This window comes from Pseudomonas sp. 210_17 TE3656 (assembly GCF_054821965.1).
The window spans coordinates 1,407,788-1,425,455 of sequence record NZ_JBTRBC010000001.1; the positions used below are offsets into that span (position 1 = coordinate 1,407,788).

The window sequence follows — 17,668 nt, forward strand, 5'->3', positions numbered from 1 at the left end:
TCGTTAGCAGCGGGCAGACCTTAGAAGGTCTGACCCAGAGAGAATTGGAACACCTGGGTGTCGGCTTCGTCCGGCTTCTTCACCGGCATTGCCAGGCTGAAGCTCAACGGACCAAGCGCGGTAATCCAGGTCACGCCCAGGCCGACCGAGCTGGCCAGGCCCGACAGGCCAACCTTCTCGCAATCGGGCTTGGAGCCGCAGTTGGTATCGAACACGTTACCCACATCCCAGAATACCGAAGTACGCAGCGAGCGCTGGTCCTTGACGAACGGCAGCGGGAACAACACCTCCATACCACCCTGGACGAGGACGTTACCACCGAACGGCAGTGGATCCTGATCCGGGTCGGCGATGGTGCCCGGGTTGTGGCCGTCGCTCGGGGTACTGCGTGGGCCCAGGCTGCTGTCCTTGAAGCCACGAACCGAGTTGAAACCACCGGCGTAGTAGTTCTCGTAGAACGGCAGGCCCGAAGTGCCACCGAATCCATCACCATAGCCCAGCTCAGTGTGCAGACGCAGGGTGTAGTTGTTAGTGATTGGCTTGAACAGCTGGCCGCGGTAGTCGAGCTTGAAGAACGACAGGTCGCTGCCTGGCGTGGTTGCCTCGAGCACCAGGCTCTGGGAGTGACCACGGGTGGCCAGTACGCCCTTGTTCAGGGTCGACTCGGACCAGCCGGCCGAAGCCTTGAAGTTCAGGTACTTGTCGCCCTCTTCATTGACGAAGTCGAATATCTCGTCAACGGTGTACTTACCGGTCTTGATCTCATCCTGCTGTACGGTCAGGCCGAAGGTCAGGCGCGAAGTTTCGCTGATCGGGTAGCCGACGCTGACGCCCGCACCGAGGCTATCAACCGCATAGCTGGCTACGTCGACGTCGAGGTCGTCGTAGTCAGTGGTGCGATAGAAGGCGTTGTAGCCCAGGCTGACGCCATCGGCAGTCCAGTAGGGGTCAACAAAGCCGAAGTTGTAGCGGCTCTGGTATTCACTGCGGGTCAGACCGATGGAGACCTTGTTACCGGTACCCAGGAAGTTGGTCTGGCTGATCGAACCACCGAGGATCAGACCGGCGCTCTGGGCGAAACCGACGCTGGCGGTGATCGAACCGGATGCTTGTTCTTCAACGCTGTAGTTGACGTCGACCTGGTCATCGGTGCCCGGAACGGCCGGGGTCTCGACGTTGACTTCCTTGAAGAAGCCCAGGCGCTCGAGGCGGGTCTTGGACTGGTCGATCAGGTAGGTCGAAGCCCAGCCACCTTCCATCTGACGCATTTCACGACGCAACACTTCGTCTTCGGACTTGGTGTTGCCACGGAAGTTGATACGGTTGACGTAGGCACGTTTGCCCGGATCGACCACGAAGGTGATGTCGACGGTGTGATCCTGGTCGTTTGGTTGTGGCACGCCGTTGACGTTGGCGAAGGTGTAGCCTTCGTTGCCCAGACGACGGGTGATCAGCTCGGAAGTGGTGGTCATCACTTTACGCGAGAACACCTGGCCCGGCTGCACCAGCATCAGCGACTTGACCTGGTCTTCCGGCACCTTGAGGTCGCCGGAGAGCTTCACGTCACGAACGGTGTACTTCTCGCCTTCGTTGACGTTGACAGTAATGTAGACGTGCTTCTTGTCCGGGGTGATCGACACCTGGGTGGAAGCGATGTCCATGTTGATGTAGCCGCGGTCCAGGTAGTAGGAACGCAGACGCTCCAGGTCACCGGAGAGTTTTTCACGGGCGTACTTGTCATCGTTCTTGAAGAACGACAGCCAGTTGGTGGTCTTCAGCTCGAACAGGCCAACCAGGTCTTCTTCAGGGAAGACGGTGTTGCCGACCACGTTGATGTGCTGGATGGCAGCAACGGTGCCTTCGTTGATCTTGATCTTCAGGCCGACGCGGTTGCGCGGCTGTGGCACGACTTCAGTGTCGACCTCTGCCGAGTAACGACCCTGGGCAACGTACTGACGTTGCAGTTCGTTACGCACACCCTCGAGGGTGGCGCGCTGGAAGATCTCGCCTTCGGACAGGCCAGACTGTTTCAGACCTTTCATCAGGTCTTCAGTACTGATGGCCTTGTTGCCTTCGATTTCGATGCTGGACACCGAAGGACGCTCGACCACGGTAATGATCAGGACGTTGCCGTCACGGCCCAGTTGGATATCCTGAAAGAAACCGGTCTTGAACAGCGCACGGGTGGAGTCCACCAGGCGACGGTCATCGGCCTCATCGCCGACGTTCAATGGCAAAGCACCGAAAACGCTGCCCGCGGAAACCCGCTGCAGACCATTGACACGAATATCGGAGATGGTGAAGGACTCGGCGTGAACTTCAGCGATCATCAGTACGGCGAGAACCGCAGTTAGCAGCAGACGTTTCATGAAGTCCTTTCTTATTCCAACTGGCAATAAACGACCCGCCGCGGGACGCGGCAGGTTCGCAATTGAGCGAAGCTTTACAGTCGACCCAAATCGTTTATCAGGGCAAGCAACATCACCCCGACTACCAAACTGATACCGATCTGGATCCCCCAACCTTGCACCCGATCCGAAAGCGGACGACCACGCGCCCATTCGATCAGGTAGAACAGCAAATGCCCCCCATCCAGTACTGGAATGGGCAGCAAATTAAGAACCCCCAGGCTAATGCTCAGGTAGGCGAGGAAATTCAGGAAATCCCCAACGCCCGACTGGGCTGAAGCGCCCGCCACTTTAGCAATGGTTATCGGTCCACTCAAGTTTTTTACCGAGAGCTCGCCGAACAGCATTTTCTTCAACGATTCGAGGGTCAGGACACTCATGTTCCAGGTCCGTGAAAGCCCCTCGCCTACGGCCTCCAAGGGCCCATAGCTGACCTCCCGAAGCATGGCATCCGGCCACTTCACTGGCTTTACGCCAGCTCCGAGATAACCGCTGGCCGACTTGCCTTCGCCACGACTGGCCAGGGTAACCGGTACATCCAGGGTTGTACCATCGCGCTCGACTTGCAGCACGATCTTGCTACCCGCGCGCGAACGCACGATATCAACGACCTGTTGCCAGTCATTCAATGCCTTGCCATCAAGGCTCAGCAGGCGATCACCGGTTTGCAGGCCAGCCGCCTTGGCCGGGCCCTTGGGGTCAAGCTCGGCCAGCACCGGCGGCAATGCCGGGCGCCACAGGCGCAAGCCCAACGAGCGGATAGGATCGGGTTCGTCAGCCCCTCTGAGCCAGTTGTCCAGGGTCAGCACATGAGCACTGTCGACTGTTGCGCCCTCTTCGCGCACATTGATATGCAACTGACCGCTTTCGCCCAGGCGACGAATCAACTGCAAATTGACGGCAGACCAGCCAGTCGTCGCCTTGCCATCAATAGAAACAATTTCCTGACCAGCTTTCAGGCCTGCGGCCTCCGCCACACTGCCTGCTTCGACCCCACCAATGACCGGACGTTCCTGCTGGGTGCCAAGCATTGCCAGCACCCAGAAAAACAGGATGGCCAGCAAAAAGTTGGCCACAGGCCCGGCGGCGACGATCGCAATACGCTGGCGCACCGACTTGCGGTTGAAAGACTGATCGAGCTGATCAACCGGCACTTCACCTTCGCGCTCATCGAGCATCTTGACGTAGCCACCCAGCGGGATAGCTGCCACCACGAACTCGGTACCGTGGCGGTCGTGCCAGCGCAGCAGCGGCATACCGAAACCGACGGAAAAACGCAGAACCTTGACGCCACAACGCCGGGCCACCCAGAAGTGACCGAATTCGTGAAAGGTGACCAGCACACCCAATGCCACCAGGGTGCCGATAATCATGTAGAGCGCACTCATATCTTTCTCCGAATGACGTTCAGCCCAGCCAGGCGCCCGGCCTCAGCGCCCGTGATGGTTCAACCACTGCCCGGCCAGCTGGCGGGCGCGCTGATCGGCAGCGAACACCGCCTCAAGCGTCGGCACCGCGACGACCGGCTCCTGGTCGAGTACTCGTTCGATCATACTCGCGATCTGCGGGAAGCGGATCCGCCGCTGGAGAAATGCCTCCACCGCCACTTCATTGGCTGCATTGAGCATCGCCGGCGCACTGTTGCCCGCCTCGGCTGCCTGACGCGCCAGGCGCAAGCAAGGGAAGCGCTGTTCGTCGGGAGCCTGGAAATCCAGGCGCGCGACCGCGAACAGATCCAGCGGCGCGACACCGGAATCAATCCGCTGCGGCCAGGCCAGGGCATTGGCAATCGGTGTGCGCATGTCCGGATTACCCAATTGGGCCAGCACCGAACCATCGACGTAGTCGACCAGCGAGTGAATCACGCTCTGCGGATGCACCACCACTTCGACCTGCCCCGGCCGCGCATCGAACAACCAGCACGCCTCGATCAGCTCGAGCCCTTTATTCATCATGCTGGCCGAGTCGACCGAGATCTTGCGCCCCATGGACCAGTTCGGATGGGCACAGGCCTGTTCCGGGCTGACCTCGGCCAGCTCGGCCAACGGTGTTTCGCGAAACGGCCCACCGGAGGCGGTCAGCAGGATGCGCCGCACACCGACCTGGGAAAGGCCACGGGCGTAGTCGCCAGGCAAGCACTGGAAGATTGCGTTGTGTTCGCTGTCGATCGGCAGCAATACCGCACCGCTGCGCTGCACGGCCTGCATGAACAAGGCGCCGGACATTACCAGCGCCTCCTTGTTGGCCAGCAGGACTTTCTTGCCTGCCTCGACCGCCGCCAGGGTAGGACGCAATCCTGCCGCACCGACAATCGCCGCCATCACCGCGTCAACCTCAGGGGCTGCCGCCACCTGGCACAAGCCCGCTTCGCCTTCCAGCACTTCGGTAGCCGAGCCGGCTGCCGCCAACCCTGCGCGCAGTTGCCCCGCCGCCTCGGCCGACGGCACCACGGCAAATACCGGGGCATGGCGCAGGCACAGCGCGAGCAGCTCCGGCAAACGCGAGTAACCACTCAGGGCGAACACCTGGTAGCGGTCGGGATGACGAGCGATGACATCCAGGGTACTCAGGCCAATCGAGCCGGTAGCCCCTAGTACGGTAATACGCTGCACGCTACTCACATCACGCCCCAGTTGGCTGCCCAGAGCAGCACGGCAAACAGCGGAATGGCAGCGGTCAAGCTGTCGATGCGGTCCAGTACGCCACCGTGGCCCGGCAGCAGATTACTACTGTCCTTGATCCCGGAACGGCGCTTGAACATGCTCTCGGTCAGGTCACCAACCACCGACACCAGCACCACGATGGCAGCGCCCACCAGGCCCAGCAGCAACTCGGTGATACTCCAGTCGCGTTCAAGACCGACCACCAGGGTAATCACCAGGCTCAACGCCAGGCCGCCATAGACACCTTCCCAGCTCTTGCCCGGGCTCACTTGCGGCGCCAGCTTGCGCTTGCCGAAGGCACGTCCGGAGAAGTACGCCCCAATGTCCGCAGCCCAAACCAGCACCATGACCGCCATGATCAGCCAATTACCCAAAGGCCAGTGCTTGAGCAGCACCAGGCCTTGCCAGGCCGGCAACAGGATCAGCAGGCCGATCAGCAACCGGCAGGCAACGCTGGACCAGAGTTCGTTGGTACGCGGATACGTCAGCACCAACCAGGTCGCCACACCCCACCACAACACCGACGCTCCCAGCACCCAAGGCGCCAGCTCCGGCATGAGATAGAGCAGCATCAGCAGCCCGGCGACCACAGCAGCGAAGGCAACACGTACGGCTTGCGCCACCAGGCCCGCCAGGCGCGCCCACTCCCAGGCACCCAGGGTGACTACCAGACCGATGAACAGGGCGAAATCGCCACCATCGAGCAAGAAGAAGCCACCCAGAGCGATCGGCAACAGGATCAGCGCAGTGATGATGCGTTGTTTAAGCATTAAGCACGGGCTCCAGCTTCGACCTGCTCGCTGGTTTTCCCGAAGCGGCGCTGGCGCGAAGCGTAATCGGCCAACGCAGTGCGCATGGCCTCGTGTTTGAAGTCCGGCCAGAACAGGTCGGAGAAGTACAGTTCGGCGTAAGCCAGCTGCCACAACAAGAAGTTGCTGATGCGGTGCTCGCCACCGGTACGGATACACAGATCGGGCAGCGGCAGATCGCCCGTTGCCAGGCAGGTCTGCAGCAGCTCGGGGGTGATGTCGTCCGCACGCAGGTGACCGGCCTGAACCTCGCGCGCCAGGCGTTGGGCGGCCTGGGCGATATCCCACTGGCCGCCGTAGTTGGCGGCGATCTGCAGGATGAAGCGGTTGCTGCCAGCGGTCAGCGCTTCCGCTTCGCGCATGGCGGCCTGCAGCTCAGGATGAAAGCGAGAGCGGTCACCGATAATGCGCAGACTGATGTTGTTGTCGTTGAGGCGCTTGGCTTCCCGGCGCAAGGCCGAGAAGAACAGCTCCATCAACGCCCCGACCTCTTCGGCCGGGCGCTGCCAGTTCTCACTGGAAAAGGCGAACAGGGTCAAGACCTCGACCTTGGCCTCGGCACACACTTCAATGACCGCGCGCACCGCGTCCACACCTGCCTTATGCCCGGCGACACCGGGCAGCAGGCGTTTCTTCGCCCAGCGATTATTCCCATCCATGATGATCGCGACATGGCGCGGCACCGATGGGGACCCACCCTGTTTGGTCTTTTCCATTAAAAAAAGTCCCGACCCTTAAACGGCCATCAGGTCCTTTTCTTTCTGCTTCACCGCAACTTCGATTTCAGCCACGAACTTGTCGGTCAGCTTCTGTACATCGTCAGCGGCACGACGCTCATCGTCTTCGCTGATTTCTTTCTCTTTGACCAGATCTTTGAGCTGGCTCAGTGCGTCGCGACGGATGTTGCGCACGGCGATACGGGCATTTTCTGCCTCGTCACGCGCCTGCTTGGTGAAACCCTTACGGGTTTCTTCGGTCAGCGCCGGCATGGTGATCAGCAGCAGCTCGCCAAGGTTGGTAGGGTTCAGATTCAGACCCGCACTACCGATAGCCTTGTCGACAGCCCCAAGCATGTTGCGCTCAAAGGCAACAACTTGCAGGGTGCGGGCATCTTTAACGGTAATGTTTGCGACTTGCTTGATCGGGGTGTCAGCGCCGTAATACGGCACCATTACACCTTCAAGAACGCTTGGGTGCGCCTGACCGGTACGAATCCGGCTGAATGCGTGCTGCAGCGACTCCAGGGACTTGACCATGCGTTCCTGGGCGTCTTTCTTGATTTCGTTGATCATTTTTGAACTTCCTCGATCAGAGTTCCTTCAGCGCCGCCATGCACGATGTTCAGCAGGGCGCCGGGCTTGTTCATGTTGAAGACGCGCAACGGCATCTTGTGGTCGCGGCACAGGCAGATTGCCGTCAGGTCCATTACGCCCAGCTTGCGATCCAGCACTTCATCGTAAGTCAGATGATCGAACTTCTCGGCATGCGGGTCTTTGAATGGATCTGCAGTGTATACACCATCGACCTTGGTTGCCTTCAATACCACATCGGCATCGATTTCGATGGCGCGCAGGCAGGCTGCGGAGTCGGTGGTGAAGAACGGGTTGCCGGTACCGGCAGCGAAGATTACAACTTCTTTCGAGTTCAGGTGGCGCATGGCTTTGCGACGATCATAGTGATCGGTCACACCCACCATGGAGATGGCCGACATGACGATAGCGGTAATGTTTGCCCGCTCCAGCGCATCACGCATGGCCAGGGCATTCATCACCGTAGCCAGCATACCCATATGGTCGCCAGTGACGCGGTCCATGCCGGCTGCACTGAGCGCCGCGCCACGGAACAGGTTGCCACCGCCAATCACCAAGCCTACCTGAACACCGATCCCGACCAGTTGGCCAACTTCCAGTGCCATGCGATCCAGGACCTTGGGGTCGATCCCGAATTCTTCCGAGCCCATCAGGGCCTCGCCGCTAAGCTTGAGTAGAATGCGTTTATAGCGAGCTTGATAACCACTGCCCTGCTGAGCCATTGCGAATCTCTCCTGCGGCGTTTGTAAAAAAATCTGGCGGACTGTTGTCAGTCTGCGCGTAACTCTAGTGTGGCGCAGCTACTGCGCCAGCGAGCAACGGTCTCGTAAACCGCCCCCGCTTTGACAAAGAGGCTGCGCGCGTGAGCGGGCAGCCTCTTCGGGGCGACAGAGGTGAATCTGTCTTATTGCTTGGCAGCAGCCAGCTGTGCGGCAACTTCTTCAGCGAAGTTGTCAACTGGCTTCTCGATGCCTTCGCCTACTTTGAAGTAGGTGAAGGAAACGATTTCAGCACCGGCTTTCTTGGCCAGTTCGCCGACCTTGATTTCCGGGTTCATGACGAACGCTTGCTCGACCAGGCTGGCTTCGGCCAGGAACTTCGAGATACGGCCTTTGACCATGTTCTCGACGATGTTCTCAGGCTTGCCCTTGATCTTCTCTTCGTTCAGCTGCAGGAACACAGCTTTTTCGCGCTCGATCGCTTCAGCCGAAACTTCCGACGGCAGCAGGAACTCTGGGTTGCTTGCAGCTACGTGCATGGCGATTTCTTTGGCCAGCTGGACGTCGCCGCCCTTCAGGACAACAGCAACACCGATCTTGTTACCGTGCAGGTAGGTACCAACGACGTCGCCTTCAACACGCACCAGACGGCGAATGTTGACGTTCTCGCCGACTTTGGCAACCAGGGCTTCACGAGCCGACTCGCGCGAAGCGATCAGCGGTGCTGCGTCGGTCAGTTTCTCGGCGAAGGCTTGTTCAACGCTTTCGGCTACGAAAGTTTTGAAGTCATCTTGCAGAGCCAGGAAGTCGGTCTGCGAGTTGACTTCCAGCAGAACGGCAGACTTGTCGTCAGCCTTGATGGCGATAGCGCCTTCAGCGGCAACGTTACCAGCCTTTTTAGCAGCCTTGATGGCGCCCGAAGCACGCATGTCATCAATGGCTTTTTCGATGTCGCCGCCAGCCTTTTCCAAGGCCTTTTTGCAATCCATCATGCCTTCGCCGGTACGCTCACGCAGTTCTTTGACCAGCGCTGCAGTAATTGCTGCCATTTCAAATTCCTCTTGGATAGGTTTTCAACCATTCCACCCGATACTTGACGGGCGTTCAATTCTGTAAATCCACTCATCAACACTCATGCCCGGACAAGCTTGCAACGGCGATGCTGACAAGAGGATTTCAAGGTGGCAAAAAGGGGGCCTAGCCCCCTTTTTGCGTGCCGAGTAGACGCCAGGCGTCAATTACTCAGCAGCTGGTGCTGCTTCTTCAGCGTAAACTTCGGTGCCGCCAGCAACGTTGTTGCGACCACGGATAACCGCGTCAGCCATCGAACCCATGTACAGCTGGATAGCGCGGATGGCGTCATCGTTGCCTGGGATGATGTAGTCAACGCCTTCTGGGCTGCTGTTGGTATCGACAACGCCGATGACCGGGATGCCCAGCTTGTTGGCTTCGGTGATAGCGATGCGCTCGTGGTCAACGTCGATCACGAACAGGGCATCAGGCAGACCGCCCATGTCCTTGATGCCGCCCAGGCTGCGATCCAGTTTTTCCAGATCACGGGAGCGCATCAGAGCTTCTTTCTTGGTCAGCTTGGCGAAGGTGCCATCTTCGGCCTGGGTTTCCAGGTCGCGCAGACGCTTGATCGAAGCACGGATGGTTTTGTAGTTGGTCAGCATGCCGCCCAACCAGCGGTGATCGACGTACGGCGAACCGCAACGTGCTGCTTCTTCAGCAACGATCTTGCCTGCGGAACGCTTGGTGCCGACGAACAGAATCTTGTTTTTGCCCTGGGCCAGACGCTCGACGAAAGTCAGTGCGTCGTTGAACATTGGCAGGGTTTTTTCAAGGTTGATGATGTGAATCTTGTTGCGCGCGCCGAAAATGTATTTACCCATTTTCGGGTTCCAGTAACGGGTTTGGTGACCGAAGTGCACACCGGCCTTCAGCATATCGCGCATGTTGACTTGGGACATGATAGTTCCTTGATAAGTCGGGTTGGGCCTCCACGTATCCCAATGACCAACCCAGGATCCGTAGATCGAAGGCACCCAGGTCATCGTGTCGACACGTGTGTGGGTTTAAGCTCTCGGGGCTATCCCCGCAAAGCGGCGCATTTTATATCACACAAGCGCGCTAAACGGAACCCGAAATAGCATCGTCCGTCACTGGCTTTTGCACCGCAACGCTAATCGCGCCAGAATGCTTCTATATAAAGGCTGTATCACAGCCATAGCCGCCTTAGCGGGCGCCGCTCTGGTAGAATCCGGCCTTTCCTCAGAATATTTGCGCATCCATGCGCCGTAGAGAGCCTGCAATGACCGTCACCATCAAAACCGCCGAAGACATCGAAAAGATGCGCATCGCCGGCCGCCTGGCCGCCGAAGTCCTGGAGATGATCGAAGAGCACGTCAAGCCCGGCGTCACCACCGAAGAGCTCGACCGCCTGTGCCACGACTATATCGTCAACGTCCAGAAGGCGATCCCGGCACCGCTCAACTACAAGGGTTTTCCCAAGTCGATCTGCACGTCGGTCAACCACGTGGTCTGCCACGGCATCCCGGGCGACAAGCCGCTCAAGGATGGCGACACCCTGAACATCGACGTAACCGTCATCAAGGACGGCTACCACGGCGACACCAGCCGCATGTTCCACGTCGGCAATGTACCGGTGTGGGCCGAGCGCCTGTCCCAAGTCACCCAGGAATGCATGTACAAGGCCATTGAGCTGGTCAAGCCGGGCTGCCGCCTGGGCGACATCGGTGAAGTGATCCAGAAACACGCAGAAAAGAATGGTTTCTCGGTGGTCCGCGAATTCTGCGGTCATGGCATCGGCAAAGTGTTCCACGAAGAGCCGCAGATCCTGCACTACGGCCGTGCTGGTACCGGCATGGAGCTCAAGGAAGGCATGACCTTCACCATCGAGCCGATGATCAACCAGGGCCGCGCCGACACCAAAGTGCTGGGCGACGGCTGGACCGCCATTACCAAGGACCGCAAGCTCTCGGCGCAGTGGGAACACACCCTGGTGGTGACCGCGACCGGCTACGAGATCTTCACCCTGCGTAAAGACGACACCATTCCCCGTATGTCAGCCTGATTCACACAGGAAAGTGACTCGATGCCCCAGGTGGATCCCGAGCTGTTCGACCGCGGCCAGTTCCAGGCGGAACGGGCCCTCAAGGCCAGCCCTATCGCGGCCTTCAAGAAGGCCATCCGCCAGGCTGGCGAAGTGCTCGACAAGCGTTTTCGCGACGGCCGCGAGATCCGCCGGCTGATCGAGGACCGCGCCTGGTTCGTCGATAACATCCTGCAACAGGCCTGGAAGCAGTTCGACTGGAGCGATGAAGCCGATATCGCGCTGGTGGCGACCGGCGGCTATGGCCGGGGCGAGTTGCACCCCTACTCCGATATCGACCTGCTGATCCTGCTCGACAGCGCCGATCACGAAGTGTTTCGCGACTCGATCGAACGCTTCCTGACCCTGCTCTGGGACATTGGCCTGGAAGTGGGCCAGAGCGTGCGCTCGATCGATGAGTGCGCCGAACAGGCGCGTGCCGACCTGACGGTAGTCACCAACCTGATGGAAAGCCGCACCATTGCCGGCCCCGAGCGCCTGCGTCAGCGCATGCTGGATGTAACCAGCACCGATCACATGTGGCCGAGCAAGGAATTCTTCCTGGCCAAACGCGCCGAGCAAAAGGCCCGGCACCACAAGTACAACGACACCGAATACAACCTCGAGCCCAACGTCAAAGGCTCACCCGGCGGCCTGCGCGACATCCAGACGGTACTGTGGATCGCCCGCCGCCAGTACGGCACCCTGAACCTGCATGCCCTGGCGGGCGAAGGTTTCCTGCTGGAGAGCGAAAACGCCCTGCTGGCTTCCTCCCAGGAGTTCCTGTGGAAGGTCCGCTATGCCCTGCACATGCTCGCCGGCCGCGCCGAAGACCGCCTGCTGTTCGATCATCAGCGCAGTATTGCCGCCCTGCTCGGCTTCAGCGATGACAACCCCAAGCGGGCTATCGAACAGTTCATGCAACAGTACTATCGGGTAGTGATGAGCATCGCCGAGCTCAGCGACCTGATCATCCAGCACTTCGAAGAAATCATTCTCGACGACGACAGCGGCAGCACCCAGCCGCTCAATGCGCGCTTCCAGCTGCATGACGGTTACATCGAGGCAGTACGCACGAACGTCTTCAAGCGCACCCCGTTCGCCATGCTGGAAATCTTCGTACTGATGGCCCAGCACCCGGAAGTCAAAGGTGTGCGCGCCGACACCATTCGCCTGCTACGTGAACACCGGCACCTGATCGACGACGATTTTCGCAACGATATCCGCAACACCAGCCTGTTTATCGAGCTGTTCAAGTGTGAAATCGGTATCCATCGCAACCTGCGGCGCATGAACCGCTATGGCATCCTCGGCCGCTATCTGCCGGAATTCGGCCTGATTATCGGGCAGATGCAGCACGACCTGTTCCATATTTACACCGTCGATGCCCACACCCTGAACCTGATCAAGCACCTGCGCAAACTGCAATACACCCCGGTGTCGGAGAAATTCCCACTGGCCAGCAAGCTCATGGGCCGCCTGCCCAAACCCGAGCTGATCTACCTGGCCGGCCTGTACCACGACATCGGCAAAGGCCGTCAGGGCGACCACTCGGAGCTCGGCGCCGTGGATGCCCAGGCATTTTGCCTGCGTCACCAGCTGCCAACCTGGGACAGCCGCCTGGTTGTCTGGCTGGTACAGAATCATCTAGTGATGTCGACCACTGCCCAGCGCAAGGACCTTTCAGACCCGCAGGTGATCCACGACTTCGCCCAGCAGATGGGCGACGAGACCCGCCTGGACTACCTCTACGTTCTGACCGTGGCCGATATCAACGCCACCAATCCGAGCCTGTGGAACTCCTGGCGCGCCAGCCTCTTGCGCCAGCTCTACACCGAAACCAAGCGCGCCCTGCGCCGCGGCCTGGAAAACCCGCTGGACCGCGAAGAGCAGATCCGCCAGACCCAGGGCGCGGCACTGGACATCCTGATCCGCGAAGGCACCGACCCGGACGACGTCGAGCAACTCTGGGCGCAACTGGGTGACGACTACTTCCTGCGCCATACCGCCGCCGACGTGGCCTGGCACAGCGATGCGATCCTCCAGCAGCCGGCCGATGGCGGCCCGCTGGTGCTGATCAAGGAAACCACCCAGCGCGAATTCGAAGGCGGCACGCAGATCTTCATCTATGCGCCAGACCAGCACGACTTCTTCGCGGTGACCGTGGCAGCCATGGACCAGCTCAACCTGAACATCCATGACGCGCGAATCATCACCTCCAGCAGCCAGTTCACCCTCGACACCTACATCGTGCTCGATAACGACGGCGGCTCGATCGGCGACAACCCGCAACGGGTCAAAGAGATCCGCGACGGCCTGACTGACGCCCTGCGCAACCCGGACGATTACCCGACCATCATCAAACGCCGGGTGCCGCGCCAGCTCAAGCACTTCACCTTTGCCCCGCAGGTAACCATTCACAACGACGCGCAGCGACCGGTAACCATCCTCGAACTCAGCGCTCCCGACCGCCCGGGCCTGCTGGCGCGGATCGGCAAGATCTTCCTGGAGTTCGACCTGTCGCTGCAAAATGCCAAGATTGCCACCCTCGGCGAGCGGGTCGAAGACGTGTTCTTCATCACCGATGCCGACAACCAACCGCTGTCCGACCCACAGCTGTGCAGCCGCCTGCAGGATGCCATCGTCGAGCAATTGCGCGTCGACCAAGCCGCTGCGACAACCGTTTCCCGCCTGACCATTTAACGTTTGACGAGACCCAGCGCCGATGAACACCGATTTGCTTCAGCTTCAGCCCTACCCGTTCGAGAAACTTCGCGCCTTGCTCGGCAGCGTCCAGCCTGCCGCCGACAAACGCGCCATTGCCCTGTCGATCGGTGAGCCCAAGCATGAATCGCCGGCGTTCGTCGCCAAGGCCCTGGCCGACAACCTCCAGCAGATGGCCGTGTATCCGACCACCGTTGGCCTGCCGCCCCTGCGTCAGGCCATCACCCGCTGGTGCGAGCGTCGTTTTGGTGTGCCAAGTGGCTGGCTGGATGCCGACAAACACGTACTGCCGGTCAATGGCACCCGTGAAGCACTGTTCGCCTTCACCCAGGCCGTGGTCAACCGTAGCGCCGATGGCCTGGTCATCAGCCCCAACCCGTTCTACCAGATCTATGAAGGCGCAGCCCTGCTGGCCGGTGCCACCCCGCACTACCTGCCGTGCCTGGACAGCAACGGCTTCAATCCGGACTTCGACGCCGTCTCGGCCGAGACCTGGAAGCGATGCCAGATCCTGTTCATCTGCTCCCCGGGCAACCCCACCGGCGCGCTGGTGCCGATGGAAACCCTGAAAAAGCTCATTGCCCTGGCTGACCAATACGATTTCGTGATTGCCGCCGACGAGTGCTACAGCGAACTCTACTTCGACGAGCAAAGCCCGCCACCGGGCCTGCTCAGCGCCTGTGTCGAGCTGGGTCGCAGCGACTTCAAGCGTTGCGTGGTGTTCCATAGCCTGTCCAAGCGTTCCAACCTGCCGGGTCTGCGTTCGGGCTTCGTCGCTGGTGACGCTGAAATCATCAAGCCGTTCCTGCTCTATCGCACCTACCACGGCTGCGCCATGCCGGTGCAGACCCAACTGGCGAGCATTGCCGCCTGGAACGACGAAGAACACGTGCTGGCCAACCGTGACCTGTACCGTGAGAAATTCGATGCCGTGCTGGAGATTCTGGCACCGGTGCTTGATGTGCAGCGTCCAGACGGTGGTTTCTACCTGTGGGCCAAGGTACCTGGCGATGATGCCGAGTTCTGCCGCGACCTGTTCGAAGCCCAGCATGTAACCGTAGTGCCGGGCTCGTACCTGTCCCGTGAAGTGGATGGCGTCAACCCGGGCGCAGGCCGGGTGCGCATGGCGCTGGTTGCACCGCTGGCCGAGTGCATCGAGGCGGCCGAGCGGATTCGCACGTACCTGCAGAACCGCTGATACTTGCCAAGCCAGGCCTGCCGCCAGCAAATGGCGAAGGCCTGGCTAGTTCCAAGCAAATGCTCAATGGGCCAAGGCCAAGCCATGAGCATTATGTACCACTCCAAAGATTGCACTCACTCGCACAATGGCACCTCCCAATACCGAATGGTGCCAACAATGAACGACGACCTCATTAAACAGCTCGAAACACAAATCAAACAGGCACAACCAAAGCCTAAATTATGGACACCAGGTCAGACACTGCGTATTTCCTTCGTCAACATACGAGGAGATGTGTCGAAGAAGGCGATCTATGACATAGCCTGTGAATGGCTGAAATACGCCTACCTGCACTTTGAGCTTGTCGATGACAAAGATGCTTCAGCAGAAATTCGCATCAACGCCTTTGAAGAAGGCTATGAATATACTGAGGCTGATTGGGATGACGAGGATTCCAACGACATCGATTCAAACATGACCATTTCTTGGGTCCCCGATGCCCCCAACTCCGCGGCTGATATTCTTCGCCAAACCGGTTCGATTCTGGGCATGGAAATTGCCCAATTCCATCCTGACGCTAGCATTCCTTGGAACTTCGATTACATACGGAAAAACTACCGAGAAGACCTAGACGAACAGCAAAATCTGCAACTATCCGACGACGACATTGATTATTTAATACGTATAAAACTTACATCAATGTCCAATGAGGTGCAGATAGCCCTAGGTTATGACGAACAGTCGATCATGCACGATCCACTCTACACGGAATTTACGGTCGCTGGCTGGAAGACCGAACGCGGTACCACGTTGAGTGACAAGGACAAACAGTTCATGGCTTTGGTTTATCCTGGCCGCAGTGAAGCCTGAGTCAATCAGGGTCGATGGCTTCCAGCCAGCGACCCCTGGAAAACTTGTTATCTGACAGCCCCCAGATTCGCCTCACTCATATCCAGCTCACCCAGCACCTGACGCACCACATCATCTCCCACCTGATGATGACGGTGCAGCTTGTACAGCTCCAGGCGCTGGGCGCGTAACGCACGCAGACGCAGGCGTCGCTCCAGCTGGTCCATCTGCTCGGCCAGGGCCTGGGCTTCCGCGCTGTCGTTGAAACTGTCCAGCTGATGCCGGTACTCGGCCATCAACCGCGCCTTGAGTTCCGCCGCCAACGCCGCCTGGGCCGCATCCTGGGGCATACCCGGCTCGGCCAGGTCTTCGGCTTCCAGTGCATGAATGGCCGCTTCCGCCGTGCGCCGCCAGGCTTCCTTGGCCTCCTGGCGCAAGGTGTCGTCGGGACTTTTTGTTACCCCGCGCAACAACAGCGGCAGGGCAACGCAGGCCGATACCAATGACAGCAGGATCACCCCGGCAGCAATGAAGATCAGCAAGTCCCGCTCAGGGAATGCCTTGCCCGCACTGATCAACAATGGCACCGACATGACACCGGCCAGGGTCACCGCTCCACGTACCCCGCCAATGGTCAGCAGCCAGCAGGACCGGGCATTGGGCACCAGCACCAGGTCTTCCTTGCCGCGCCAGCGGCGGATCACCCCGATCAAGCGCCAGATACTCTGCACCCAGACGAAACGCAACATCACCAGCACCGCAAAGATCGCCACTACATCCAGGCAACGCCACAGCAGGGTCGGCCACAACGACGCTTCGTGACTGGTGACCGCCTTGATGATGTCGGGCAGTTGCAGGCCCAGCAGCAGGAAGATCAGGCCATTGAAACTGAACTCGAGCAACGACCAGACACTGCGATTGAGCAATCGGGTACTGGTCTGGCGCGGCAGCAGGTCGAGCCAGCTCTGCATCATCCCCGCAGCCACTGCCGAGAGGATCCCTGAGGCCCCCACGCGCTCGGCCACTACATAGGCGGCAAATGGCAGCAGCAACATGAACACCACATGGGTGGCCGGATCGTCCCAGCCGCGGGCGATCATCCACGCCCGCAGACGACCGACCAGCCAGCTCAGGGCCACACCGATGGCCAGCCCACCGAGCGCTACCAGAACGAATGTGACACTCGCTTCAGCCAGCGAGAACGCACCGGTAATGGCAGCAACCAGGGCAAACTTGAAGGTCACCAGACCCGTGGCGTCATTCATCAGCGCTTCCCCCTGAAGCATATGCATCAGAGGCGTTGGCAGGCGATCCTGGGTAATCGCCGACACCGCCACAGCGTCAGTTGGCGACAACACCGCGGCCAGGGCAAACGCCACCGGTAACGGGATGCTCGGCAGGAGCCAGTGAATGAAGTAACCAGCGCCGACCACGGTAAACAGCACCAGTCCCACCGCCAGGGTCAGGATCGGACCGCGCAAGCGCCAGAGGTCACGCTTGGGCATGCGCCAGCCATCGGCAAACAGCAGCGGCGGCAGGAACAGAAACAGAAACAGTTCCGGGTCCAGGGCCACGTGCAGCCCCAGTGTCGGCCAGGCCAGCAAAGCCCCGGCGGCGATCTGCACCAACGGCAACGGCAACGGGACCAACCGGCCGACAAGTTTGGAGACACTCACCAGCATCAGCAGGATGAGAACGGTGTAGGCTGATTGCATTCGGCGTGTTCCTATCAATTCAAACAGTCAACGGCACACCTTCTGCCCATGCTGGACGTTGCCATTGAAACGACATAGTAGCCGTTCAGGCTGCTCACGCACCGCTGCACAAAAGTCGCAGAGGCTGCCGAAACCTGTAACACAATGCTACAAAGTGCCGTGGCGAGGCCAACCCT

The 17,668-nt window shown here is 59.6% G+C and carries 14 protein-coding genes; 4 read left to right on the forward strand and 10 right to left on the reverse strand.

What is annotated here, in order from left to right:
* Positions 1-20 precede the first annotated feature (20 nt).
* From bamA to rpsB, 9 genes are all read right to left on the reverse strand, one after another.
* Complete coding sequence (bamA, locus tag ACVI9W_RS06715) at positions 21-2,369, reverse strand: outer membrane protein assembly factor BamA (protein ID WP_461529550.1); 2,349 nt, start codon at positions 2,367-2,369, stop codon at positions 21-23.
* A gap of 74 nt (positions 2,370-2,443) precedes the next feature.
* On the reverse strand, positions 2,444-3,796 hold the full coding sequence (gene rseP / locus ACVI9W_RS06720; RefSeq protein WP_461529551.1) for an RIP metalloprotease RseP: 1,353 nt from the start codon (positions 3,794-3,796) through the stop codon (positions 2,444-2,446).
* A gap of 42 nt (positions 3,797-3,838) precedes the next feature.
* Positions 3,839-5,029, reverse strand: a complete 1,191-nt coding sequence (gene ispC, locus ACVI9W_RS06725; protein WP_461529552.1) for a 1-deoxy-D-xylulose-5-phosphate reductoisomerase — start codon at positions 5,027-5,029, stop codon at positions 3,839-3,841.
* Complete coding sequence (locus ACVI9W_RS06730) at positions 5,026-5,841, reverse strand: phosphatidate cytidylyltransferase (RefSeq protein WP_038614000.1); 816 nt, start codon at positions 5,839-5,841, stop codon at positions 5,026-5,028. The genes ispC and ACVI9W_RS06730 overlap by 4 nt, the downstream gene beginning before the upstream one ends.
* A complete protein-coding gene (uppS, locus tag ACVI9W_RS06735; protein ID WP_038614002.1) occupies positions 5,841-6,596 on the reverse strand; it encodes a polyprenyl diphosphate synthase in 756 nt (251 codons plus the stop codon). Before uppS ends, ACVI9W_RS06730 begins: the two co-directional genes overlap by 1 nt.
* A gap of 18 nt (positions 6,597-6,614) precedes the next feature.
* Positions 6,615-7,172, reverse strand: coding sequence for a ribosome recycling factor (gene frr, locus ACVI9W_RS06740; RefSeq protein WP_038614004.1), 558 nt, complete (start codon positions 7,170-7,172; stop codon positions 6,615-6,617).
* On the reverse strand, positions 7,169-7,912 hold the full coding sequence (gene pyrH / locus ACVI9W_RS06745) for a UMP kinase (RefSeq protein WP_038614006.1): 744 nt from the start codon (positions 7,910-7,912) through the stop codon (positions 7,169-7,171). Before pyrH ends, frr begins: the two co-directional genes overlap by 4 nt.
* Before the next feature lie 182 nt (positions 7,913-8,094).
* Positions 8,095-8,958, reverse strand: a complete 864-nt coding sequence (gene tsf, locus ACVI9W_RS06750; RefSeq protein ID WP_461529553.1) for a translation elongation factor Ts — start codon at positions 8,956-8,958, stop codon at positions 8,095-8,097.
* A gap of 189 nt (positions 8,959-9,147) precedes the next feature.
* Positions 9,148-9,882, reverse strand: coding sequence for a 30S ribosomal protein S2 (rpsB, locus tag ACVI9W_RS06755; RefSeq protein WP_038614011.1), 735 nt, complete (start codon positions 9,880-9,882; stop codon positions 9,148-9,150).
* Between the two features lie 341 nt (positions 9,883-10,223).
* On the opposite strand from rpsB, the gene map reads away from it, so the two are divergent.
* The 4 genes from map (at position 10,224) to ACVI9W_RS06775 (ending at position 15,798) form a co-directional block, all read left to right on the forward strand.
* Entirely contained in the window at positions 10,224-11,006 is a 783-nt protein-coding gene (gene map / locus ACVI9W_RS06760; RefSeq protein ID WP_038614013.1) for a type I methionyl aminopeptidase, read from the forward strand.
* 21 nt (positions 11,007-11,027) lie between these two features.
* Complete coding sequence (locus ACVI9W_RS06765) at positions 11,028-13,727, forward strand: [protein-PII] uridylyltransferase (RefSeq protein ID WP_461529554.1); 2,700 nt, start codon at positions 11,028-11,030, stop codon at positions 13,725-13,727.
* Positions 13,728-13,749: 22 nt separating this feature from the next.
* Positions 13,750-14,946 carry a succinyldiaminopimelate transaminase gene (dapC, locus tag ACVI9W_RS06770; protein WP_461529555.1) on the forward strand — a complete coding sequence of 399 codons (1,197 nt, stop codon included), beginning with the start codon at positions 13,750-13,752 and terminating at the stop codon, positions 14,944-14,946.
* A 159-nt stretch (positions 14,947-15,105) separates the two neighbouring features.
* Positions 15,106-15,798 carry a zinc metalloprotease gene (locus ACVI9W_RS06775; protein WP_461529556.1) on the forward strand — a complete coding sequence of 231 codons (693 nt, stop codon included), beginning with the start codon at positions 15,106-15,108 and terminating at the stop codon, positions 15,796-15,798.
* Between the two features lie 47 nt (positions 15,799-15,845).
* On the opposite strand, the gene ACVI9W_RS06780 is transcribed toward ACVI9W_RS06775, so the two are convergent.
* Positions 15,846-17,492 (reverse strand): Na+/H+ antiporter, encoded by a 1,647-nt coding sequence (locus ACVI9W_RS06780; RefSeq protein ID WP_461529557.1) that lies wholly within the window; start codon positions 17,490-17,492, stop codon positions 15,846-15,848.
* Positions 17,493-17,668: the final 176 nt, after the last annotated feature.

What these genes read in the sequence shown, in the direction of transcription:
- dapC (WP_461529555.1), top strand. Translation starts at nt 13,750, where the DNA reads ATGAACACCGATTTGCTTCAGCTTCAGCCCTACCCGTTCGAGAAACTT.
- ACVI9W_RS06775 (WP_461529556.1), top strand. Translation starts at nt 15,106, where the DNA reads ATGAACGACGACCTCATTAAACAGCTCGAAACACAAATCAAACAGGCA.
- pyrH (WP_038614006.1), bottom strand. Translation starts at nt 7,912, where the DNA reads ATGGCTCAGCAGGGCAGTGGTTATCAAGCTCGCTATAAACGCATTCTA.
- uppS (WP_038614002.1), bottom strand. Translation starts at nt 6,596, where the DNA reads ATGGAAAAGACCAAACAGGGTGGGTCCCCATCGGTGCCGCGCCATGTC.
- ACVI9W_RS06780 (WP_461529557.1), bottom strand. Translation starts at nt 17,492, where the DNA reads ATGCAATCAGCCTACACCGTTCTCATCCTGCTGATGCTGGTGAGTGTC.
- ACVI9W_RS06730 (WP_038614000.1), bottom strand. Translation starts at nt 5,841, where the DNA reads ATGCTTAAACAACGCATCATCACTGCGCTGATCCTGTTGCCGATCGCT.
- rseP (WP_461529551.1), bottom strand. Translation starts at nt 3,796, where the DNA reads ATGAGTGCGCTCTACATGATTATCGGCACCCTGGTGGCATTGGGTGTG.
- ACVI9W_RS06765 (WP_461529554.1), top strand. Translation starts at nt 11,028, where the DNA reads ATGCCCCAGGTGGATCCCGAGCTGTTCGACCGCGGCCAGTTCCAGGCG.
- bamA (WP_461529550.1), bottom strand. Translation starts at nt 2,369, where the DNA reads ATGAAACGTCTGCTGCTAACTGCGGTTCTCGCCGTACTGATGATCGCT.
- frr (WP_038614004.1), bottom strand. Translation starts at nt 7,172, where the DNA reads ATGATCAACGAAATCAAGAAAGACGCCCAGGAACGCATGGTCAAGTCC.
- tsf (WP_461529553.1), bottom strand. Translation starts at nt 8,958, where the DNA reads ATGGCAGCAATTACTGCAGCGCTGGTCAAAGAACTGCGTGAGCGTACC.
- rpsB (WP_038614011.1), bottom strand. Translation starts at nt 9,882, where the DNA reads ATGTCCCAAGTCAACATGCGCGATATGCTGAAGGCCGGTGTGCACTTC.
- map (WP_038614013.1), top strand. Translation starts at nt 10,224, where the DNA reads ATGACCGTCACCATCAAAACCGCCGAAGACATCGAAAAGATGCGCATC.